Source organism: Rhodococcus sp. T7 (assembly GCF_009872365.1).
Classification (GTDB): Bacteria; Actinomycetota; Actinomycetes; order Mycobacteriales; family Mycobacteriaceae; genus Rhodococcus_F.
In genome coordinates, this window is record NZ_WXYH01000368.1 from 17,798 (window position 1) to 38,062 (window position 20,265).

Genomic DNA, 20,265 nt, shown 5'->3' on the forward strand with positions numbered 1-20,265 from the left:
CCCGGCTCGTCAGAGACACCATGTCTCTCACGTCTCTCTTACGAAACTAGGTGACCACCGCAGGTGAGGACGGGTGGGGGGTGACGCGGTAGCCGAGTGCCTCGAGCTCGCCGACTGCGCGGGCCCCTGGTCGTGGCGGGGCCACGCCGGATGAAGTCGACGGCCCCGGGATCGGGGCAGAGGTCGCCGTGGCGAGAATGTTCCAGACGACGAGCATCGCATGCTTCACGGCGATGAGCGCCTTCATCGGAAACCCCGGAAGGACGCGATCCGCTTGTCCTTCGCGGAGAGGTTAGGTGCGCTTCGAGCTAGGCACGAACAGCGCCTCCGTCGAGTCCGAGTCCGAGTCCACCGAGGCGATCAGCGCCACGGCTGCGGCGTAGGCGTAATCCTCCTGGTACACCCGGCGGATGTCTGTGACCGCCTCGCCGCGGCGAGACTACCGACTTCCGCGGCCGCGCTACGCCCTCTGCGTGGTCACCGATCCGGTCCTGCGGATCAGCCCGAACCTGCTGAGCCCCAACCAGGTTCACTGTGACTAAACAATGGTTGCCATCGATCGATGGCGGAACGCACTCGGATGAGCATCGACGGCGGTCGCCGGTACGACAAATCCTTGCCGAACGCCGGAGACCGAGTTGCCGGCGGTGTTCGAGCAGCTGGTCACCCGCGGTCCGGTGTTCGGGAGGTCGTCGACAAACCGAACACATCGGCTGGCAAGTCCCGGAAGGAGAGTTGGCCGGATACGGCTTCGTCCAGCGGCTCTCCCGAGGAACGCATTTGCTGACCCTCGACTGGCGCCGGGAGGCACCGTTGCGGGTCGATCCACACACCGACACCGCTGCCGTCGTCTCCGTCAACGCCACGTGTGGCAACAATCGAGTTGTGGCCGCATTATCTGCGGACGGGTACGGTTGGCCTTCGCCTGCCGATCATGGCGGCGCGCGCCCGGCCGACATCAATGCCACTGCCAACTGGGAAGAGCCGCTTGGGTGGGGAGCGCGGCGGTGGTACCGGCGTCAACAGCACAGTCCGGGCCCCGTCGGGAGGAAGGGTGCGCCGATCCGATGCTCAGCGAACTGACCGGGTGGTCATTGCTGTCCGGACCGATCCGGGCCGCACTGACGGTCGCCGTGGTCATCGGTCTCGGTGTTCTACTCCTCCGCCGCGGCCGCCGATGGCTGCTCGTCGGTGTCCCCCTCGCCGGTTGTGGTGCCGTGGCGCTGGCGGTGGGATCGGTGTGGATCGTCGAAAGGGTCTGGAAGCCGTTTCCCGACATACTCGACCGGCGAGTCTACTTCTGGGGTGGCGTCGCGGTGCTGGCCGTCCTGTTGGCGACGTTGCGGGCGTTCTTCCGATGCCGCGACCGCCGCTACCCGGTGACAGCGACCGCGATCGCCCTTTCCTCGGTTGTCGTCGTCATCGCCGCGGCTGGCCAGATCAATGTCCTGTTCGCTGCCTACCCGACACTCGGGTCGATCCTGGGCATTCCCGACTACCGCACACTCGCCCTCGACCAGATCAGGGGCACCGACCGGACCGCCGTCGATCGGGATCCGCTTTCCCCGGTGTGGGAAGCGCCGGCAGCCATGCCCGCGACCGGAGCGGTCACTACCGGGACCATTCCACCGACGGTGTCTCGATTCGAGGCACGACCCGCCATCGTCTACCTCCCACCGGCATACTTCGCCGAGCCACGCCCCCTTCTGCCGGTACTGGTGCTGCTGGCCGGGGTACCCGGCGGCCCCGAGGACTGGCTGGCCGGCGGACGACTGGTCGAGACCATGGACTCCTTTTCCGCACAGCACGCCGGCCTGGCGCCCGTTGTCGTCGTCGCCGACGCGACGGGCACTCAATTCGGCAACCCGGCGTGCGTGGACTCGCACCTCGGCAATGTCGACACCTACCTCGGTACCGACGTCCCGAACTGGGTCAAGAGCACCTTCCAGATCGATCCGGACCCGCAAGGCTGGGCAATCGGAGGGCTCTCCTACGGCGGAACCTGCAGCCTCCAACTGGCCACCGCGCACCCCGACATCTACCCGACCTTCCTCGACCTGTCCGGGCAGATCGAACCAGGCCTCGGTGACCACCGCCGCACCGTCACCGACGTGTTCGCCGGCGACGAGCAGGCCTTTCGCCGCATCAACCCCCTCGACCTGCTCCACACCCACCGGTACCCGGACAGCGCCGGCGCATTCGTCGCCGGCTCCGCCGATCCCGAGGCTCAGCAGGCGCTGCAACTGCTCGCCATCGCCGCCCGGGATGCCGGTATGGATGTTCACTACTCCGAGCTCCCCGGCGGTCACACCTTCGAGGTGTGGTCGGCCGGTCTGGAGAAGGAACTCCCCTGGTTGGGTCGACGACTCGCGATCACACCCTGAACCGGCGCACATCACCGTGCTCGAGGCATCGTGGGCCACCGCACAGACCTTCCGGGACCGGGGTACTACTGGCGCTGGCTATTCGGCGAGATCGGCCGGGGGTGGTCAGGTCCACGTACGGCAAGTTCGACGATGACGCGAACGCCGCCGTCCGGGCCGTCTGCGAGCCGGACGGCCCCGTTGTGTGCGGCGTCGATGGCCAGCCCCAGCCCGGAACCTCCGGTGCGGCGGCCGCGGTCTTGCTATAGACCAAGCGCTCGAAGCCGCTGTGACGGCGTATCTGTCCGACCTGGGCCGGTCGACGGCACGCAGCGTTCCTATGGGATGGACCCGCTTCGGTGGTTCCTTTCCCTGTCGGCGGTGGAGGTCCCGTGGCAGGAGGCGACCAGGGGCCGAGGCGCGAGACCTCTCCCGCTGGATTCAGATGAGCACGAAACACGTTCGGCCTCATCGGCGTTCCTCCGACAAACCTGCGCCGGCGACGACACCGACGCACAACCCGGTGACCGGCAATAGCTCGCCGGGTCGCACCTACGCGCAGCGCCGGGCATGTATCGGCCACGGCGGGTCAAGCGGATCCCTCGGCAGTGACCCGCTCCGCGCGGTCTTCGGGGACCAGGGCGCCGTTGGGCTTCTGCCGATCACCTGTGCGCCGGTCGATCGGAGCTGGCAGAGGATCGAGAGGGTGATGACGCAGGTGTATGGCCTGGTAGATGATCAACCCGACCATTGCGGCGAGCAGCGCCGCCGATGTCCACATGGTGCCCCAGTTCAATCCGCCCTTTTCGATCGGTTTACTCAAGGAGTCGCCTGCGGTGGCGCCGAGGGGACGGGTGAGGACGAATGCGATCCAGAACAACAACATGGCGTTGATCCGGGTGAAGTAGTGTGCGGCCAACAGCAGCAACATGACCGCGGACAGGACCACCGCACTATCCCGGAAACCGATGCCGAGGTCGTCAGCTAGGAAGTCCCCACTGGAGGTGCCGAGACTGTTGGAGAAAAGGATCGCGATCCAATACAACACTTCACCTTTGAAGCTCGCGACATTTTCGACGTCGAGGGTTTGCCCGCTGCGCCACCAGACTACGAACACGACGGCGAGACAGCTGGTGAGCAGGATCGCGCCTTTCGTGTAACCGATTCCTCCGGTACGGTTCATCAAGTCCGACAGGGTGGTGCCGGCGGTACTGGTGAGCGCGATGACCGTCCAGTAGATGGCGGGATGGAACTTCCGAGCCCGCAGCTGCACCACGACAGCGACAAGGAACATCGCGAAGAAGACGAGCGTGCTCACCAGGTAGCCGACCTCCAAGGTCTGCGCGAGCAGGTCGCCACCGGTTTCCCCGAAAGTGGTCGCGACGATCTTCAACATCCAAAAAGTCAGGGTGATGTGAGGAAGTTTGCGCATCACATACCGTGACGGATGATCGGGTCCATGCGATCCGGGCGCAACCGATGACATAGGTCGATCTCCTCTCTTCTCCGTGGTCGGCAATCACATTCACCCCGGCACCCACTATGGCCATCCAATGCTGTGGGTCCGCTGAGAGGGGTTCTCGTTGTGCGCCCATACCTCTTGCGCGACTTGACCAATACATGGCAGGCCCACCCGGATGTCGTTACCGCGTCCGAAGAATGGATCACTGCGTGTCGGCATCTGCGCGATCGAACCCCTCCAAGGAGAGGTGACCTCGGGAACCGTGGTCGACATCGTCCGGGATGGCATGCACATCCGGAGTGACCGGATTCGCCGAGAGCACTCTGAGGGACGGCGGACCTACCCAGTGGTCTCGCTACTCGCGCGGCGCGGTGATCGAGAGGCGCCGCGCCACGACAGCGAACACGGCGACCACACCCGAAATCGATCATGGAGCACTCAGCGAATCCTCAGCGTAAGGCACGTATCGTCGATGCGGAACGGTCTCTACAGATATGGAGGTCGCGATGGTCAATCCATCATCGGAACCCGCGCCTGATGAGCGGCCCACTCGGACCGAGCCCGCCCGCGACCCAACCGACGGCCAGTCGGTCAGGGCGAGACCCAGCAGCAACGCCGGCTGGGCGGTGGTGTCGGTGCTCTTCTTCTGGCCACTGGCGTTCTCGGCATTTCACCACGCGTTTGAGGTCTATCCCAGGTGGGCAGAGGGCGATCTTGACGGCGCCGAGTACGCCTCTCGGCGGGTGCGTAAGCTCGGGCAACTGTCACTATGGATCTTCGGTGGCTTACTGCTGCTCGCGATCGTCCTCTATGCGATCGCGGCGATTGTTCTGATTGCAAACGGCGGCGACGGGGGCGAGTGGCACGACCACATGCGCGAATAACCCCGATAGTGAGGTGATCTTGCGCCTGGTGCCGACGGGTACATTCTCCCGGCGGAGCGCAGCGGAGCCGAGCAGATCGCGGTGGTGTTGTGCGGGTCAGGTGACCGGGCGAGGGGTGACGGCGTATCCGAGGTCGTCAGAGCATGCAGCGCCGCGGGGACAAAGCGCCGCGCGGACAACTTGCGCAGCGCCTGCCGCCGACCCGACAATATGTCGACCGATTCCATCCAAGAACCGTTGTGTTCGGCACACCGGGACCGCGACCTTCCCGAATGGGTCATCGATCGCGCTTGGTATCGTCTCTCGTACAATGGAAACCGTCAGATCAATGGCGCGGTTCAGTGCTTGCCGCAAGGCCAGCGGCGACGGTGGGACGGAAGTACTTCGCATCCTCGAGCGCAGACTCGTGGGGTCATCTCCACAGCGATGGACACGGATCGATCACTGATTCTCACCCCGCACCCCCAGCGCAGCGGTGATGGGTGGCAGTTTGCTGGGGCCCCAGTGGTTTCGTCGACATTCGTGGGGCGCTTGCGTACATCGATTCCGATGAACCATCATGCCGCTCGGGATACCCAGTCAGGGCGAGGCAACCCCTCCTCGCGAGCCAGATCCGCCGGTCCTCATTGCGCCGGCCGGCGAAAACTGACATAGGCAGTAGAGCGAACCGGGCGACAGATCACTCGTGACATGGGGAGGGCGGGGCAGGCGTTGACCGAACCCTCAGCGAATGTTCAGCCACGTGGCGTTACGGTCGGACGTTGTGGACGAGGCAACGAGATCCGAGACGATCAAAGCCCAGCGCGCGATGCTGAGTAAGGTGCCCGAGATCACCGTCTGGTTCTGGGTCATCAAGATCCTCTGCACCACCGTGGGCGAGAGCTTCGCCGACTGGATCAACATGACCTTGGGTTTCGGTCTGAACACCACCGCCCTCACCTTCACGGTCATCCTTGCCGCAGTTCTGGGGTGGCAGTTGCGCCTTTCCCGTTATGAGCCATTCGTCTACTGGCTGACGGTCGTCGTGCTCAGCGTGACCGGCACGCTCTACACCGACATCCTGACCGATGTTCTCGGCATTCCGCTCGCCCTGAGCACGAGCGTCTTCGCGGCGGCCCTGACCATCGTCTTCGCCGTGTGGTTTGTTCGCGAGCGGACGTTGTCGATCCACAGCATCGTCACGGTGCCCAGAGAGTTATTCTATTGGCTCGCAGTACTTATCACCTTCGCCCTGGGTACCGCGGCCGGCGACTGGACACTCGACCTCACCGGCTGGGGACCCGGTGTATCGGTGCTCCTGCCGGCCGGCCTGATCGTGTTGATCGTGATCGGCTGGCGTCTGGGCGCGAACGCTGTGCTCTCCTTCTGGCTCGCCTACATCCTGACCCGCCCACTCGGCGCGAACCTCGGCGACTGGCTCGCATCCCCGTCGACCGATCACGGACTCGGCCTGGGTACCGCCCTCACCAGCGCCATCTTCCTCACCGCCATCCTCGCGACGGTCGTGTACCTCACGCTCACCCGCAGCGACGTCATCGAAGAGCACGAACAAACCCACACAACGACCATCACCACGCATCCGACGCGCGAGCGGATCATGCTCGGGTACTACGTCGCCGTCGCCGTCGCCACCGGCGCGCTGCTCATCTGGGCGGCCGGGCAGCCACACGCGACCGCGGCGAGCGACGAGGAAACCGGCACCACACCCGTGATCACAACGCTCACCCCGGGTCAGGTGTCAGCGCATTTCCCGCCGACAGAGATAGCGCAGTTCCGCACCATCGCGGAGGACACCCTCGGGAAAGTCCAGGCCGGCGACCAGGCAGACGCGACAGCCCGGATCAAGGACCTCGAAACGGCGTGGGACGACGACGAGACGACGCTGCGCCCACTCGACGAAACCACCTGGACCGTCCTCGACGGCCAGATCGACAGCGTCCTGCACGCACTACGCGCCAGCAAACCCGACACCGCGACCGAGACCCAGACCCTCACCGCACTGTTGACCGCGCTTCGGTAAGGCAATCGTGCAAAGGCACGGACCGGCGTCCCACCGATGCGGCGGCCGCCCGCCGCATCGGACCGCAGAAGGGCACAGAGTCCATTCCGGCGCTGTATTGGTGCAGTGATTCTGCTGAGCGTGGTCGGGACACTCATCCCGGACAACCCTGACCGGTCTCTCGAGGCCACCACCATGATCTTCGGTATCGCACTGATAGCGGCCTTCGTGCTCGGGTACGCGAGCGAGCGCACCCTGTCCATCCATAGCATCGACACCACTGGCCGCGAAGGGTTCTACTGATTGGCGATCCAGTTCACATTCACTCTCGGCACCGCGGCCGGTGAACTTGCGGGAGAGCGGCTCCAGTTGGGGTACGCGGTCTCCGCGCTGTTCTTCGGTGGTCGCGGTCGGCGCCGACTGGCGAGGGCGCGCCTACTGGTCAGTCCGGCGGGAATCGGTCCGGAGGACACCGCGAAGGCCGTGAATCGGCTCGGCGAACGTTTACCCTCTAGGTTGGGCCGCTGTGTGCCGCATGACCAGCAAAATGACCCGGGCGGCGACCGGCGGGGTGAGGAGCAGATGGTGTGAACCATATCGCCCGCTTCGTCGAGGAAGTCGTGGAAGTGTTCCACTCGCGGATCGTGGACGAGGGCAAGTTGGGGGCATTCGTGGTGCTGGCGTCGTTCCTGGTCAGCTTCGTGGGGGTGCGGGTGATCACGCACGCGGTTCGGCGGGGCAGCCGGTTCGTGCGGAATGTGCGGGTGGGGGGCACCCATGTTCATCATCTGGTGCCCGGGATCGTGCTGCTGCTGGTGACCGGATATCTCGCGTTCGCCTTCGGTTACGGCGACCATCCGGTCGTTGCCGCGCTGTTCGGTGTCGGTGCCGCGCTCACGCTGGACGAGTTCGCCTTGTGGCTGAATCTTCGTGACGTGTACTGGGAGCGGGCGGGACGTCGTTCGGTCCATGTTGTGCTGTCGGCCGCCGCGACCGGTGCCCTGGTGGTGATCGGCCTCGATTTTTGGGAGGCCGTCCTGCGGGCGTTCGCGCGGCTGATCCAGCGGGTGTGAGATTCGGTCATTGGGCGTCGAGTAGCCGGTAGCCGACGCCGCGCACCGTTTCGATGGTGGCCATGCCGAACGGTGCGTCGATCTTTCGCCGCAGGTAGCCGATGTATACCTCGACGACGTTGTCGTCGCCGTCGTAGTTGCTGTCCCACACCGAGCGCAGGATCTCCGCCTTGCTGACGACGTCCCCCTTGTTCCGCAGCAAGAATTCGAGCACCCCGTACTCGCGGGGTGTCAGGGCGAGTACGTCCTCCCCCCGGCTCACGCGCCGGCGGGCCGGGTCGAGTGCCAGGTTGCCCGCGGTGAGGATCGCCGGCCGCTCGGGGGCCCCGCGCCGCAGCAGGGCGCGCAACCGCGCCACCAGGATCACGAACGAGAACGGCTTGGTCAGGTAGTCGTCGGCGCCGAGGTCGAAGGCGTCCGCCTGGTCGTATTCGCCGTCCTTGGCCGAGAGCATGAGCACCGGAGTCCACACCTGGCGTGCGCGCAGCTCCCGCAGGATCTGGTAGCCGTGCATGCCGGGCAGCATGATGTCGAGCACGACCACGTCGAAATCTCCGGTCACGGCCTGTTCGAGCCCGTCGCATCCCTCGCGCGCGACATCGACGACGAAGCCCTCGGCCGTCAGTCCACGCCGCACGGTCTCGGCCAGTCGGGCCTCGTCCTCGACCAAGAGGATTCGCATCGCGCACCGTCCTCGGGTGTTTCTTCCATTAGAGCCCAATTCCGGACGGACCAGGGCACGCTCTCAGTGTTCTCACAGCGGCCGAACACGACACTGGAAGCATGCCCGGAATGCGCGACGCAATTGACCTGGTGATCAACGAGGTTCGTACCGAAGCGGCCACCGCCGAGATCGCGATCTGGATGCTCACGGTGGGCGTGCTGGCCTATACGGTGGCGCTGGGGGCCGAGCGGTGGAATCGGCGCCGCGGCGATTCCACGGTCACGACGGTCTGTGGGTGGGGCGCGGTGCGGGTCGCGGCGCTGCTGCTGATGTTCACCCTCCTGGCGGTCCAGGTTCGCCTCTCCGGTTGGGTGACCGGCGCCGACACCGCGACACTCGACTGGTTCGTCGCGCATCGCTCCCCCGGGGTAACCGCGGCGGCGGTGGTAATCACCGACGCGGCCAGCCCGGTGGGGGTCGCGCTCGTGGCCGTGGTCACCGCCGCCCTGGTGTCCTGGCGCCGGCGATCATGGGAGCCGGGAGTGCTGGTGGTGGGTATCGTCGCGGTCGCCGCGGCGGCCAGCACGATCGTGAAGATGATCGTCGCCCGCTCACGACCTCCCACTGCCTCCCAACTCGTCACCGAGACGGACTGGTCGTTTCCGTCGGGGCATGTGACCGGCATCGTGGCCCTCGCCGGCGCCCTGCTGATCGTGACCGGCGCGGGGCTGCCCGGCCGGGCCCGTGGCGCCCTGGCCGGGACTCTGGCGGTGTTGGTCGTGGTCGTGGTCGCGGCGACCAGGCTGTACCTCGGGGTGCATTGGCTGACCGACGTGCTCGGTGGAGCCCTGCTCGGGGGCGCGGTCGTGGCCGCCGGATCCTGCGCCGTCACCGCCCTCGCGGCCCGCCGCCCACCCGGGCGGGCCGCAGAGGTGACCGGCGCCCCAGCCGTGCCGATTTCAGCCGTGCAGATCTCGGGGATCGAGGACGGTCGGCCCTCGGACACACCACCGATGCCACATCCTGTCGCTGACGAGCACCGACCGATATCGACCGGGTGATCGCATGCCAGCATCGAGGACCAGCTCAGCGACCGCCGGATCCGGCTCCGCGGCGCGCCGCGCCGGCCGACAATCACGGTCCGCCGTGGTGATCCGCGCACAGCATCTCGACCTCTCTCCGCACAGCGCAGAACCAGGCAACACCACGATGATCCCGAATCGAGCGGTCCGCGCGGTCTCGACATCTTCCGGTGCACCCCGCGCATCGATCAACAACACCAACCGCCACCACAGCACCCGTACTCCGAGGGTGTTCGGGAGACCATCATGAAGCACATCGGCAACCGCGCCGGCACCGCCCTGAGAACCGGTCTCCTGGCCGTGGTGTTGGTGATGGTGACCGTGAGCTGCTCACAGAATCCGCCACCCATCTCCCCGGGCCAGAGCACCGCACCGAATGCCACCGCCCCCGAGTCCAATCCGGCCGGTGACATCCCCGACAACCAGGTGTATGTGCCGTTCACCCCGGCCGGCGACCGGTTCACCATCTCCGTCCCCGAGGGCTGGTCGCGCAGCACCGCGGGCACCGAGACCGTCTTCACGGACAAGTACAACACCGTCCGGGTCCAGGCCGGCGACCGCGCCGCCGCGCCGACCGTCGAGTCGGTCATCTCCCAGGAGTTGCCCGGCATCGCGGCGGGCACCCCCGGCTACCGTGCGGGCACGGTGACTGCCGTCCAACGGCGGGCCGGCCAGGCCGTCCTGATCACTTATCAGGCGGCGTCGGCGCCGAACCCGGTGACCGGGAAGTCCGTCACCGAAGCGGTCGAGCGGTATCAGTTCTGGCACAACGGAACCGAAGTGGTTGTGACCTTGTCCGGGCCGCAGGGCACCGACAATGTCGACCCGTGGCGCACGATCACCGATTCGCTGCAATGGCCGTGATGTGATGAGCACCGGGTCGCCGTCCGGGCCGCCCGCCCTACGGGCGCGGACGCTGTATCGGTTCTATCGCGCCGGTGAGGAGGAAACCCTTGCCCTGCAGGGAGTCTCCCTCACCGTGGGTCGCGGCGAGTTCGTGGCGGTCGTGGGCCCGTCCGGATCCGGAAAATCCACCTTGCTCGCCTGCCTGGCCGGGATGGACGACCCGGACGGCGGCAGTGTGCACATCGACGGCCGCCGCATCAGTCACCAGCCCGAACCGGTCCGGGCCCGCATCCGGGCCCGGCACGTCGGCATGCTGTTCCAGAACGCGAACCTGCTCGAACACCTCACGGTGGCCGAGAACCTGACTCTCGTGCGGGGCCTCGCCCGCCGGCGGACCCGCACCAGCGGAGCGGCACTGCTGGATTCGCTGGCAGTGGGCCACCGCGCCCCCGCCTACCCGAGCCAGCTCTCCGGGGGCGAGCTGGCCCGCGCCGGACTCGCGATCGCCCTGGCCAACGAGCCGACCGTCCTCATCGCGGACGAGCCCACCGGAGAACTCGACAGTGTCACCGAGTCGGGGGTGCTCGACCTGCTCGCCGCCGCCGCGGAGGGCGGCACCGCGATCGTCGTGGCCAGCCACAGCCCGGCGGTGGCGGTCGCGGCGGCCCGGGTGATCACCCTCGAGGACGGGCGGGTGCGCCGATGACCGGCAACGGCACCCGCGCTGCGGGAGAAGCCCCCGCGCCGCGGGTGGTGGTCGAGGGCACCGCCCTCGGCCGAACCTACGGCGCCGGCCCGAACGCGGTGATCGCCCTTCGGGAGGCGAGCTTCGAGCTGCCCGGATCCGCACGCATCGCGTTGATGGGGCCCTCCGGATCGGGAAAGACCACGCTGCTGCATCTGATCGCCGGACTCGACACCCCCACCACCGGCAGCCTGCGATGGCCGGCGCTGCCCGACCTGCGCCGTGGCCGGGCCGCTTCGGTGGGCGTGGTGTTTCAGGGCCCGAGCCTGCTGCCTGCCTTGAATGTGATCGAGAATGTGGCGTTGCCGTTGCTGTTCGCCGGGCAGTCGGCGGACCGGGCGAGGGCCCGTGCCCGCCGCGCGCTCGAGGTGCTGTCGATCGGGGATTTGGCCGACAAGGTGCCGGACGAGCTGTCCGGCGGGCAGGCGCAGCGGGTGGCGATCGCGCGGGTGCTCGCCGCCCGCCCCGCCCTGATCCTCGCCGACGAACCGACCGGGCAACTCGACCACGACACCGCACGCACCACCCTCTCGGTGCTCCTCGACACCGCCGAGGCCATTGATGCCGCGGTACTCGTCTCCACCCACGACCCGGTTGTCGCGGGCCTACTCACCGGGCGGTGGACGATGCGGGACGGGCGACTCGACACCGGTGCGCGGTCCGGGACCGAACCACCGGGCCTCGGGCCACCAGAGACCGGCGGGGGCGCGAGATGATCGGGATCTGGGTTCGGGGTCTGCTGCGGCGGCGGCGCGCCCGGTTGGCCGCGACGGTGGGCGGGATCGGGGCGGCGGTCGCCCTGCTGGCCGGCATCGGGATCTTCCTCACCACCGCGCAGGGTTCGATGACCGTCCGCGCCGCCGGCACCGTCGCCGTCGACTGGCAGGTCGAGGTCCGGTCGGCCACCACCCCGAGCGCGGTGCTCGACCTGGTCCGCGCCACCAGTGGGGTCACCGCCGCGGTCCCGGTCGGATTCGCCCAAACCAACGGGTTCACCGCGACCGGCGGCGGAAGCACCCAAACCACCGGACCGGGCATGGTCCTGGGCCTGCCCGAGGGGTACCGCACCGACTTCCCCGGGGCGGTGCGCACCCTGGCCGGGGCGGGCGGCGGGGTGCTGGTGGCGCAGCAGACGGCGGCGAATCTGCACGTGAAACCGGGAGATACCGTCGAGGTGGGTCGGGCCGGGCTGCCGACGGTCCCGGTGGTGGTCGACGGCGTGGTCGATCTGCCGCAGGCCGACTCGCTGTTTCAGAAGGTCGGCGCCCCGCCCGGCGCGCAACCGGTCGCCCCGCCCGATAACGTGCTCCTGCTCGACCAGGCGCGGTGGCACGTCCTGTTCGATCCGCTTGCTGCTCTGCGGCCGGACCTGGTGGGCACCCAGATCCATGCCGTCCTCGACCACGCCCTGCCCGCGGATCCGGCCTCCGCCTATCGGGAGGTGACCGCGGCGGCGCACAATCTCGAGGCCCGCAGCGTCGGCGGCGCCCTGGTCGGGGACAACCTCGGGGCGAGCCTGGGCGCCGCACGGTCCGATGCCGCCTACGCGCAGGTGCTGTTTCTGTTCCTCGGCCTGCCCGCCGCGATCCTCGCCGGCCTGTTCACCGCCGGGGTCGTCGACGCCGGGCGGGGGCGACGCCGCCAGGAGCAGGCGTTGCTGCGCGCCCGCGGGGCCTCGCGCAGGCAACTTCTGCGCCTGGCCGCCGTCGAGGCGGTCACCGTCGGGGTCGGGGGCAGCGCGGTAGGTCTGGCCGCCGCCGCGGCGGTCGGCGTGATGCTGTTCGGTTCGGCGCGGTTCGGTGCCACCGCCACCTCAGCGCTCGCCTGGTCGGGTGCGGCGGTGGCCACCGGACTGGCGGTCGCCGCCGCCGCGATCCTCATGCCGGCGCGGCGGGATCTGCGCGCCCTCACCGTCACCGCGGGACGCGCCACATTGACCGCCGGGCGCAGCCCGCGCTGGGCCCGCGCCGGGCTGGACATCGGACTCCTCGCCGCCGCGGGTGTGCTGTTCTGGTCGACCAGCCGCAACAACTACCAACTCGTCCTCGCCCCCGAGGGGGTGCCCACGATCTCCGTGTCGTACTGGGCGTTCACCGCCCCCGCCCTGCTGTGGGTCGGCGCCGCCCTGCTGATCTGGCGGCTGGCCGATCTGATCCTCGGCGGTGGCCGACGGATCGTCGGTACCGCGCTGCGGCCGCTGGCCGGACCCTTGGCGCCGACCGTCGCGAACTCGATCTCGCGGCAGCGACATTCCCTGGCCCGCGGCATCGTGCTGCTGGCGCTCGCGCTGGCCTTCGCGATCTCCACCGCCACCTTCAACGCCACCTACCGCGCCCAGGCCGAGGTGGACGCACACCTGACCAACGGGGCCGACGTCACCGTGACCGAATCACCCGGGAACCCGGTGCCGCCGGACGCGGCGACCGCCCTCTCGGCGGTGCCCGGTGTCCGCGCGGTCGAACCGATCCAGCACCGCTTCGCCTACATCGGCGCCGACCTCCAGGACCTCTACGGGGTGAACCCGAGCACGATCACCACGGTCACCGCGTTGCAGAACAGCTACTTTCAGGGCGGCACCGCGGCCGAGCTGATGAATCAGCTTGCCGTGCACCCGGACTCCGTCCTGGTCAGCGCCGAAACGGTCAAGGATTTCCAACTCGCCCCGGGTGACACGCTCAACCTGCGCCTGCCCGACAGCCGCACCCACCAGCTGGTCCCGGTGCCGTTCCTCTACGTCGGAGTGGTCACCGAATTCCCCACCGCACCCAAGGACAGCTTCTTCGTCGCCAACGGCGATTACATCGCCCAGCAGACCGGAAATAACAGTGTGGGCGCGTTCCTCGTCGACACCGCCGGGCGGGAGACCACCGCGGTCGCCGACCGCATCCGCGCCGTGGTCGGCACGAGCGCGACGGTCACCGACATCACCACCACCCGCGCCACGGTGGGCTCGAGCCTGACCTCCGTGAATCTCGCCGGTCTGACCCGCATCGAACTCGGCTACGGTGTCGTCGTAGCGGCCGCCGCCGGGGCGCTGGTGCTCGCGCTGGGGTTGGCGGAGCGGCGACGGGGTTTCGCCATCGCGAGCGCCCTGGGCGCCCAACCCCGGCACCTGCGCGCGTTCGTGGTCGCCGAAGCGGCCGTCCTGGTCGTCGGCGGGCTGGCCGCCGGTGGGCTGCTCGGCGCGGTGTTGTCGCAGATGCTGGTGAAGATACTCACCGGCGTCTTCGACCCACCCCCCGAATCCCTCACCGTCCCATGGGGGTATCTGGGCGCGGTCACCGCCACGGTCGTCGTCGTGACCGCGGTCGTGGCCACCACCACCAGTCGCATCGCGCGCCGCTCACCGCTGACCGTGCTACGCGAGCTCTGAGAAACGGCGTTCGGATGCGCCTCTCGGCGGTCTCTCAGCCACCCACAGCGACCTCTCAGCACCGGTTGGGCAGCCTGGTCGTAACAGTCAGATCGGCTGAAAGTACGGGAAGGACGACACCATGAACCTCAAGGGCAAACTCATCGCGACGGCCGCGGCGGTCTCCGCCGCCGCCGCGATCGGCGGAGGCATCGCCGCGGCCAACACCGCCCAGCCGCCGCCGAATCCGCCGTCGGTGGTGGACACGCCGGAACCCGGTGACGTCCCCGACGCCTGCGGAACGGTCGACAACGACAACATTCAGGAAGGAGATCAGACCGGCCCGGAGGTACCCGATACACCGGAATGCGATACCCCCGGCGCCGTCGACAACGACAACATTCAGCAGGGCGATCAGACCGGCCCGGAGGTACCCGATGCCCCCGGGATGCACACCCCCGGCCGGTAGAACCCGCCGTGGGCGGGCGGATCTTCCCGCCCGCCCACGGCCGACACCGCGATGATCGAAGATGGAGCCCATGGACGGGATCTGGCCCCTGCTGCATCCGCGGAGGTGGGGGCTGCGCATCCGATCCGCGATCATCGCCGGCGTCGTCGTGGCCGTTGCCGTGGGATTCGCTGCGATCGCGCTGACGCTGGTGCTGTACCGGTCGATGATCTCGGCATCCGACGATGCTGCCGCCGCCCGGATCCAGGAAGTCAGTGCCCAGCTGCGGCTCGATACCCCGGACGAACTCGACGCCGCCACCGTGTCCGTCAACCCACGGGTGACGTTGGTGCAGGTCATCGACCCCCAAGGCCGGGTGGTGCGGTCCTCCGCCGCCGGCCCCACCGAACCGGTCACCGCGGTGCGACCGCCCGAGGGTGCGCTCGTTCATGGCGCGCGGCCCGCCCCCCGCACCGACGGGTTACGAGTGAGTGCGTACACCACCACCGGGGTCGGTGGCCGGTACACCGTCGTGGTCGCGACCAGTGTGGAAAACATCGAGAACACCATCAAAACCGTTGCCGTTCTGGTGGCATTGGGGGCCCCGTTCATCGTGGCCGTCGCCGCCCTCGCCACCTACGCCCTCATCGGACGTTCGCTGCGGTCGGTGGAGAAAATCCGTACCCGGGTCGCCGCGATCTCGAGTTCCGATCTCGCCGAACGCGTCCCGGTACCGACCCAGCACGACGAGATCGCCGCCCTGGCCGAAACCATGAACGCGATGCTCTCCCGGATCGAATCCGGCCAGCACGCGCAACGCCGCTTTGTCGCCGACGCCTCCCACGAGCTGCGCAGCCCACTCTCGACGGTGACCACAGCGCTCGAGATCGGACGCGATCGACCGGAACTGCTCGACACCGCGCTCGTCGAACACACCCTGCTCCCCGAGGCCGCCAGGATGCACCACCTCATCGACGACCTGCTGCTCCTCGCACGAGCCGACGAGCACGGACTGCCCCTGCGCATCGTCGACGTCGACATCGACGACGTCGTCGCCTCGGAGGTGCACCGCAAACGCGCCGAGGGCGGTGCAACGTTCTCCTGCGTCCTCGAACCGGTCCAGGTGCGAGGTGATGCCACCCAGATTTCCCGGGTGGTGCGCAACCTCGTCGACAACGCCGCCCGCTACGCGACCACCACCGTCCGTGTGCGGGTGTCATCCGATAGTGTGACCGCCCGAATCGAGGTCTCCGACGACGGCCCCGGAATACCCGAGACCGAAAGAGACCGGGTATTCGAGCGATTCTTCCGCCTGCAACGCGACCGCGCCCGCGGCAGCGGAGGCTCCGGACTGGGCCTGGCCATCGTCGCCGAGATCGTCACCGCACACCACGGCACTGTGCACATCGACACCAACCCCGACGGCGGCGCCACCGCCATCGTCCACCTTCCGGTCCGAGGCACGACCCCGCACAGCACGAAAAAGCCCGAACTGCCGGAGCCCGGATACACCGATTGACTGCTCGGGCACCCAATTACAAACCGTGTCGGTCAGCCGACGACCCCACTCGCGCATTGACCACACGCCCTAACAGCCTCGCTTTCTGCCCGGATGGAGCCGTCCGACGTGAACCCCTGCGCTGACAAGTTGACAGAACGATGCGGGTCACGGTCATCGTCACCGCGCAAGACGGACACGGTGGGAGTGCAATCGCGGACCGTCCCGTGGGTAAGCATCGGCAAAGGCAAGGCCGAGCACACGTACGAACGACACCGAGACGGTCGATCTGGACAGAATGGGCGAATCGTCGCTGTCGCCCTGTTGATGCCTCGAGCTTGCGGTATCCGAAGTGCCGCAAGGTCTGCGAGTTATCGGTCCAGAGGTCAGTAAGGTAAGCGCGGCGGTCGGCCGGTTCAGTCAGTCGCGTCATCCGTCTGTCTTGCTGCCGTCGGTCTTCGCTCCGGACTCGGCGTCCGCACTCACAGCCTTGTCTCCCGACGCCCCCTCGGGAGCCTTCTCCTCCGATTTCGGCGTCTCGCCGGTCGTCGGCTCCGCCTACTCGGGCTGCCGCGTATTCGCAGCATCACCGTGCGTCGACTGCAGCTCCGCCGGATCCTCACGGCCCTTCGTCGCGGCGAAGAAGTACACCAGGGCCGCGACGAACACCAGGCCGGAGGTGAACGAATTGACCCGGATACCCGCGATGAGGCTCGCATAGTCGCTGCGCATCAACTCGACCGCGAACCGGCCGGCGCAGTACCCGGCCACGTACAGGGCGAACAGGCGGCCGTGACCGATACGGAAGCGGCGATCGACCCACACGAGCAGGAGGACGATCAGCACGTTCCACAGCGCCTCGTACAGGAACGTCGGATGCACCACGAACGCGACCTCGCCGGTGGACACCCCGTCGATCAGCTGCGGTGACACCTGGCCCAGGTCGTTGCGCCGCTCGAAGATCTCGAGCCCCCACGGCACGTCGGTCTCGCGACCGTAGAGTTCCTGATTGAAGTAGTTTCCGAGCCGGCCGATCGCCTGCGCCAGCAGGATCGCGGGCGCGACCGCATCGCCGAGCGCAGGCAGCGGGATGCCGCGGCGACGACAACCGATCCAGGCTCCGACACCGCCGAGCGCCACGGCACCCCAGATGCCGAGACCGCCCTGCCACACCTTCAGGGCGTCGACGGGGTCGCCGCCTTCCCCGAAGTACGTCGGCCAGTCGGTCATCACGTGGTAGAGACGGCCGCCGATCAGGCCGAACGGCACCGCCCAGATGGCGATGTCGAGGACCGTGCCCTTCTCGCCGCCGCGGGCGACCCAGCGACGGTCACCCCACACGATCGCGACGACGATCCCGACGATGATGAACAGCGCGTACGCGCGCAGGGCCACCGGTCCGACATACCAGACACCTTGAGGCGGACTCGGAATGTAGGCCAGTACGTCCACAGTGGAAGTCACGACGCCACGGTAGCGGAGCGAACGCCCACGGCGAGTTCCTCGTGAGCGAGCGCACCCTGACCCGGCAGCTCGCCGCCCCGCCGCCGTGGTGAGGCTCTCCCGTGTTGGTTCTCCTGAGCGGACCGACGGAGGTCTACGTCCGATGCCAGACGGCGGTTATGATCCTGTTCGGCGATGGATCTCCGCCACGACACCCTGCGAGGGGTCGTCTGAACCGCCTCACCCGAGGCTGATGGCTCCTTTTCCCTTTCGTGGAAGGAGTGTGCCCGTGGACGGTCGCCGCGACCCGAATCCCACTTTGCCGGTCGATCCCGATACCGCACCCCGTACCCCCGGCCCGTTGCATGTTCGCCCGGCGGCGATCGCGGCGGTCGGTGGTGGGGGCTTGCTCGGGGCCCCGCTTCGCTATCAGCTCGGTGTGTGGTTCCCCCAGGCCGCGGGTGGATGGCCGGTGACCACATTCGTGATCAACGTGGCCGGTGCGTTCCTGCTCGGGCTGGTGCTCGAAGCGTTGACCCGGCTCGGCCCGGACACGGCGTGGCGTCAGCGGGTGCGCCTGGGTGTGGGCACCGGGGTGCTGGGCTCGTTCACCACCTACAGCACCCTCGCGGTGGATGCCGACCTGCTCCTGCGCGGCCATCAGTGGTGGGCGGCGGGAAGTTATGCGGCCGGAACGGTGCTCGCGGGCATGGTGGCCACCATCGCGGGGATCGCGGTCGGGGAGCAGGTGCGGTCGCGGCGGGAGGAGCAACGGTGATGGTGTGGTGGATCGCGTGCGCCGGCAGTGTGGGGGCGATCGCCCGGTTCGTTGTGGATGGGGCGATCAAACACCGCCGCAGCGTTGAGTTTCCGTGGGCGACGGCGGCGATCAACGTGACCGGGTCTTTGCTGCTCGGGTTCGTGGTTGGCCTGGTCCTTTTTCACGGTGTTCCGCGCGAGGTGCAGTTGATTGTGGGTGTCGGGTTCTGCGGTGGGTACACCACCTTCAGCACCGCAAGTTTCGAGACCGTGCGGCTGATCCACCGCGGACGGTATGCAGCCGGTGTCACCAACGCGGTCGGCACCCTGCTGGTGACCCTCGCCGCCGGCGCGGCGGGTCTGGCCTTGGCCGGGATCTAGAAGCGAGGGTGTGAGGAGAACACAATGACCCAAAACAACCACAACCACCCCGCCCCCCGAGAGACGCTGCGGGACTGGCGGACCCCGCTGCGCGTCGACGGCCCGCCGGCGCCCACCCCGGCGGTGTGTCATCTGGTGGTCGGCTTCGACCGGCACCCGGCGAGCCACGCCGCCCTGACCTACGCGATGGACCTCGCCGGCCGCCTGACCGCGTTCGTGCACGTCGCGCACATCGTCGACATCGACGACATCCCGATCGAACCGGACCGCGACGACTGGGAGCAGCGCTTCGCCGACGCCGTCGAGCAAGAGCGCACCGAGGCGAGCGCCATGCTGGCGGCCCTGCCCGGCAACTGGGCCTATTACTCCCGCGAGGGCAACCCGGCACAGCTGCTGACCACCATCGCCGAAGCGAACGACGCCCTGATGATCATCATCGGCACCTCCCGCGGCGGGGCGATGTCGCTGATGGAACGGTTCCTCGGTGAATCAGTGTCCTCAAAACTGGTCCACCACGCCCACCGCCCAGTCCTGCTCGTCCCCGTACCGCCAGGAGCGTGAATGACGCCGTCCGAGCCCGCGGACAGGTCCTCCAACGCCCGGCGCGGGTCCCACGCGCCGGTCCCGAAACCCGTCCGAACGGTGGGCATTGCCGGGAGGGTGCGCCGGCCGATGGGTGCTTTGCGGGTCGTGTTCGCGTTCGGCACGATCAGCCTGCTCACGGACGTCGGATACGAGGGTGCCCTGTCGATCACCGGCCCCCTGCTGGCGTCGTTGGGTGCGACCGCGTTCGTCGTCGGTATCGTCACCGGAGTCGGTGAGGCTGCGCGCCAATGCTGCGGCTGGTCTCCGGGCCGCTGGTCGACCGCACCCAAAAGTCTTCGGCGTGGACCATCGCCGGATACGCGCTCACCGTGATCGCCGTCCCTTTCCTCGGGATCGCCGCCGCCCTGTGGCATGTGCTCTGGTCATCGCCGAACGGGTCGGGAAGTCGGTCCGCAGCCCGGCGAAGGACACTCTGCTCTCGCACGCCACCGCCGCCACTGGCCGCGGCCGCGGCCGCGGCTTCGCCGTCCACGAGGCCCTCGACCAGATCGACTATGAGGGCGAGGTTCTGCCGGACCGCGACCATGTGGTCGTTTATGCCGGCATCCCGGCCCATTGGCCGATCGTCATGTGCCCGCCGTCGTGAGGCTGCACCCTTTGAGTGGACACCCCGGACAATGGTTCTAGGAGAGCCAGGAGGGATGTCGAGGTGGGACGCCA

19 protein-coding genes and 1 pseudogene are annotated in these 20,265 nt (G+C 68.0%); 16 read left to right on the forward strand and 4 right to left on the reverse strand.

The features are described from left to right. Nucleotides 1-46: 46 nt before the first annotated feature. Nucleotides 47-247 (reverse strand): hypothetical protein, encoded by a 201-nt coding sequence (locus tag MLGJGCBP_RS39220; protein WP_007296105.1) that lies wholly within the window; start codon nucleotides 245-247, stop codon nucleotides 47-49. Between the two features lie 820 nt (nucleotides 248-1,067). Between MLGJGCBP_RS39220 and MLGJGCBP_RS39230 the strand changes: the two genes are divergently transcribed. Beyond that, on the forward strand, nucleotides 1,068-2,384 hold the full coding sequence (locus MLGJGCBP_RS39230) for an alpha/beta hydrolase (protein ID WP_007296106.1): 1,317 nt from the start codon (nucleotides 1,068-1,070) through the stop codon (nucleotides 2,382-2,384). 568 nt (nucleotides 2,385-2,952) lie between these two features. Here the strand turns inward: MLGJGCBP_RS39230 and MLGJGCBP_RS39235 are convergent. Next, nucleotides 2,953-3,759 carry a COG4705 family protein gene (locus MLGJGCBP_RS39235; RefSeq protein ID WP_236581628.1) on the reverse strand — a complete coding sequence of 269 codons (807 nt, stop codon included), beginning with the start codon at nucleotides 3,757-3,759 and terminating at the stop codon, nucleotides 2,953-2,955. Between the two features lie 572 nt (nucleotides 3,760-4,331). Here MLGJGCBP_RS39235 and MLGJGCBP_RS39240 point away from each other — a divergent pair. The 4 genes from MLGJGCBP_RS39240 (at nucleotide 4,332) to MLGJGCBP_RS39255 (ending at nucleotide 7,781) form a co-directional block, all read left to right on the forward strand. Next, complete coding sequence (locus MLGJGCBP_RS39240) at nucleotides 4,332-4,709, forward strand: CD225/dispanin family protein (protein WP_039950588.1); 378 nt, start codon at nucleotides 4,332-4,334, stop codon at nucleotides 4,707-4,709. Between the two features lie 730 nt (nucleotides 4,710-5,439). Continuing rightward, nucleotides 5,440-6,729, forward strand: coding sequence for a COG4705 family protein (locus MLGJGCBP_RS39245; RefSeq protein ID WP_007296109.1), 1,290 nt, complete (start codon nucleotides 5,440-5,442; stop codon nucleotides 6,727-6,729). A 105-nt stretch (nucleotides 6,730-6,834) separates the two neighbouring features. Next, the gene (locus MLGJGCBP_RS39250) at nucleotides 6,835-7,011 is read left to right on the forward strand and encodes a hypothetical protein (protein WP_007296110.1); all 177 of its coding nucleotides are present in this window, start codon (nucleotides 6,835-6,837) and stop codon (nucleotides 7,009-7,011) included. Nucleotides 7,012-7,295: 284 nt separating this feature from the next. Continuing rightward, entirely contained in the window at nucleotides 7,296-7,781 is a 486-nt protein-coding gene (locus MLGJGCBP_RS39255; protein ID WP_007296112.1) for a hypothetical protein, read from the forward strand. Nucleotides 7,782-7,788: 7 nt separating this feature from the next. Here the strand turns inward: MLGJGCBP_RS39255 and MLGJGCBP_RS39260 are convergent, their stop codons facing one another. Continuing rightward, the gene (locus MLGJGCBP_RS39260; RefSeq protein WP_007296113.1) at nucleotides 7,789-8,463 is read right to left on the reverse strand and encodes a response regulator transcription factor; all 675 of its coding nucleotides are present in this window, start codon (nucleotides 8,461-8,463) and stop codon (nucleotides 7,789-7,791) included. Between the two features lie 110 nt (nucleotides 8,464-8,573). Between MLGJGCBP_RS39260 and MLGJGCBP_RS39265 the strand changes: the two genes are divergently transcribed. The 7 genes from MLGJGCBP_RS39265 (at nucleotide 8,574) to MLGJGCBP_RS39295 (ending at nucleotide 16,437) form a co-directional block, all read left to right on the forward strand. Further along, nucleotides 8,574-9,506, forward strand: a complete 933-nt coding sequence (locus MLGJGCBP_RS39265; protein ID WP_007296114.1) for a phosphatase PAP2 family protein — start codon at nucleotides 8,574-8,576, stop codon at nucleotides 9,504-9,506. Between the two features lie 267 nt (nucleotides 9,507-9,773). Next, entirely contained in the window at nucleotides 9,774-10,391 is a 618-nt protein-coding gene (locus MLGJGCBP_RS39270) for a hypothetical protein (protein ID WP_007296115.1), read from the forward strand. A gap of 4 nt (nucleotides 10,392-10,395) precedes the next feature. Continuing rightward, a complete protein-coding gene (locus MLGJGCBP_RS39275) occupies nucleotides 10,396-11,079 on the forward strand; it encodes an ABC transporter ATP-binding protein (protein WP_007296116.1) in 684 nt (227 codons plus the stop codon). After that, nucleotides 11,076-11,834 (forward strand): ABC transporter ATP-binding protein, encoded by a 759-nt coding sequence (locus tag MLGJGCBP_RS39280; RefSeq protein WP_007296117.1) that lies wholly within the window; start codon nucleotides 11,076-11,078, stop codon nucleotides 11,832-11,834. The genes MLGJGCBP_RS39275 and MLGJGCBP_RS39280 overlap by 4 nt, the downstream gene beginning before the upstream one ends. Then, the gene (locus MLGJGCBP_RS39285) at nucleotides 11,831-14,491 is read left to right on the forward strand and encodes an FtsX-like permease family protein (RefSeq protein WP_007296118.1); all 2,661 of its coding nucleotides are present in this window, start codon (nucleotides 11,831-11,833) and stop codon (nucleotides 14,489-14,491) included. Before MLGJGCBP_RS39280 ends, MLGJGCBP_RS39285 begins: the two co-directional genes overlap by 4 nt. Nucleotides 14,492-14,612: 121 nt before the next feature. Further along, complete coding sequence (locus MLGJGCBP_RS39290) at nucleotides 14,613-14,939, forward strand: hypothetical protein (protein WP_007296119.1); 327 nt, start codon at nucleotides 14,613-14,615, stop codon at nucleotides 14,937-14,939. 70 nt (nucleotides 14,940-15,009) lie between these two features. Then, nucleotides 15,010-16,437, forward strand: a complete 1,428-nt coding sequence (locus MLGJGCBP_RS39295; protein WP_007296120.1) for a HAMP domain-containing sensor histidine kinase — start codon at nucleotides 15,010-15,012, stop codon at nucleotides 16,435-16,437. Between the two features lie 537 nt (nucleotides 16,438-16,974). On the opposite strand, the gene lgt is transcribed toward MLGJGCBP_RS39295, so the two are convergent. Then, a complete protein-coding gene (lgt, locus tag MLGJGCBP_RS39300) occupies nucleotides 16,975-17,880 on the reverse strand; it encodes a prolipoprotein diacylglyceryl transferase (RefSeq protein ID WP_012686835.1) in 906 nt (301 codons plus the stop codon). Between the two features lie 268 nt (nucleotides 17,881-18,148). Between lgt and MLGJGCBP_RS39305 the strand changes: the two genes are divergently transcribed. From MLGJGCBP_RS39305 to MLGJGCBP_RS39320, 4 genes and pseudogenes are all read left to right on the forward strand, one after another. Further along, the gene (locus MLGJGCBP_RS39305; RefSeq protein ID WP_007296122.1) at nucleotides 18,149-18,637 is read left to right on the forward strand and encodes a fluoride efflux transporter FluC; all 489 of its coding nucleotides are present in this window, start codon (nucleotides 18,149-18,151) and stop codon (nucleotides 18,635-18,637) included. Beyond that, entirely contained in the window at nucleotides 18,634-18,999 is a 366-nt protein-coding gene (gene crcB, locus MLGJGCBP_RS39310) for a fluoride efflux transporter CrcB (protein WP_442972141.1), read from the forward strand. Before MLGJGCBP_RS39305 ends, crcB begins: the two co-directional genes overlap by 4 nt. A gap of 24 nt (nucleotides 19,000-19,023) precedes the next feature. Beyond that, nucleotides 19,024-19,560 (forward strand): universal stress protein, encoded by a 537-nt coding sequence (locus tag MLGJGCBP_RS39315; protein WP_007296124.1) that lies wholly within the window; start codon nucleotides 19,024-19,026, stop codon nucleotides 19,558-19,560. A 111-nt stretch (nucleotides 19,561-19,671) separates the two neighbouring features. Then, nucleotides 19,672-20,095 (forward strand): annotated as a pseudogene (locus MLGJGCBP_RS39320) (MFS transporter); the annotation flags it as partial. Nucleotides 20,096-20,265: the final 170 nt, after the last annotated feature.

What these genes read in the sequence shown, in the direction of transcription:
- MLGJGCBP_RS39220 (WP_007296105.1), bottom strand. Translation starts at nt 247, where the DNA reads ATGAAGGCGCTCATCGCCGTGAAGCATGCGATGCTCGTCGTCTGGAAC.
- MLGJGCBP_RS39290 (WP_007296119.1), top strand. Translation starts at nt 14,613, where the DNA reads ATGAACCTCAAGGGCAAACTCATCGCGACGGCCGCGGCGGTCTCCGCC.
- MLGJGCBP_RS39230 (WP_007296106.1), top strand. Translation starts at nt 1,068, where the DNA reads ATGCTCAGCGAACTGACCGGGTGGTCATTGCTGTCCGGACCGATCCGG.
- MLGJGCBP_RS39275 (WP_007296116.1), top strand. Translation starts at nt 10,396, where the DNA reads ATGAGCACCGGGTCGCCGTCCGGGCCGCCCGCCCTACGGGCGCGGACG.
- MLGJGCBP_RS39285 (WP_007296118.1), top strand. Translation starts at nt 11,831, where the DNA reads ATGATCGGGATCTGGGTTCGGGGTCTGCTGCGGCGGCGGCGCGCCCGG.
- MLGJGCBP_RS39240 (WP_039950588.1), top strand. Translation starts at nt 4,332, where the DNA reads ATGGTCAATCCATCATCGGAACCCGCGCCTGATGAGCGGCCCACTCGG.
- MLGJGCBP_RS39315 (WP_007296124.1), top strand. Translation starts at nt 19,024, where the DNA reads ATGACCCAAAACAACCACAACCACCCCGCCCCCCGAGAGACGCTGCGG.
- MLGJGCBP_RS39280 (WP_007296117.1), top strand. Translation starts at nt 11,076, where the DNA reads ATGACCGGCAACGGCACCCGCGCTGCGGGAGAAGCCCCCGCGCCGCGG.
- MLGJGCBP_RS39260 (WP_007296113.1), bottom strand. Translation starts at nt 8,463, where the DNA reads ATGCGAATCCTCTTGGTCGAGGACGAGGCCCGACTGGCCGAGACCGTG.
- MLGJGCBP_RS39235 (WP_236581628.1), bottom strand. Translation starts at nt 3,759, where the DNA reads ATGTTGAAGATCGTCGCGACCACTTTCGGGGAAACCGGTGGCGACCTG.
- MLGJGCBP_RS39265 (WP_007296114.1), top strand. Translation starts at nt 8,574, where the DNA reads ATGCGCGACGCAATTGACCTGGTGATCAACGAGGTTCGTACCGAAGCG.
- MLGJGCBP_RS39245 (WP_007296109.1), top strand. Translation starts at nt 5,440, where the DNA reads ATGTTCAGCCACGTGGCGTTACGGTCGGACGTTGTGGACGAGGCAACG.
- MLGJGCBP_RS39295 (WP_007296120.1), top strand. Translation starts at nt 15,010, where the DNA reads ATGGACGGGATCTGGCCCCTGCTGCATCCGCGGAGGTGGGGGCTGCGC.
- MLGJGCBP_RS39270 (WP_007296115.1), top strand. Translation starts at nt 9,774, where the DNA reads ATGAAGCACATCGGCAACCGCGCCGGCACCGCCCTGAGAACCGGTCTC.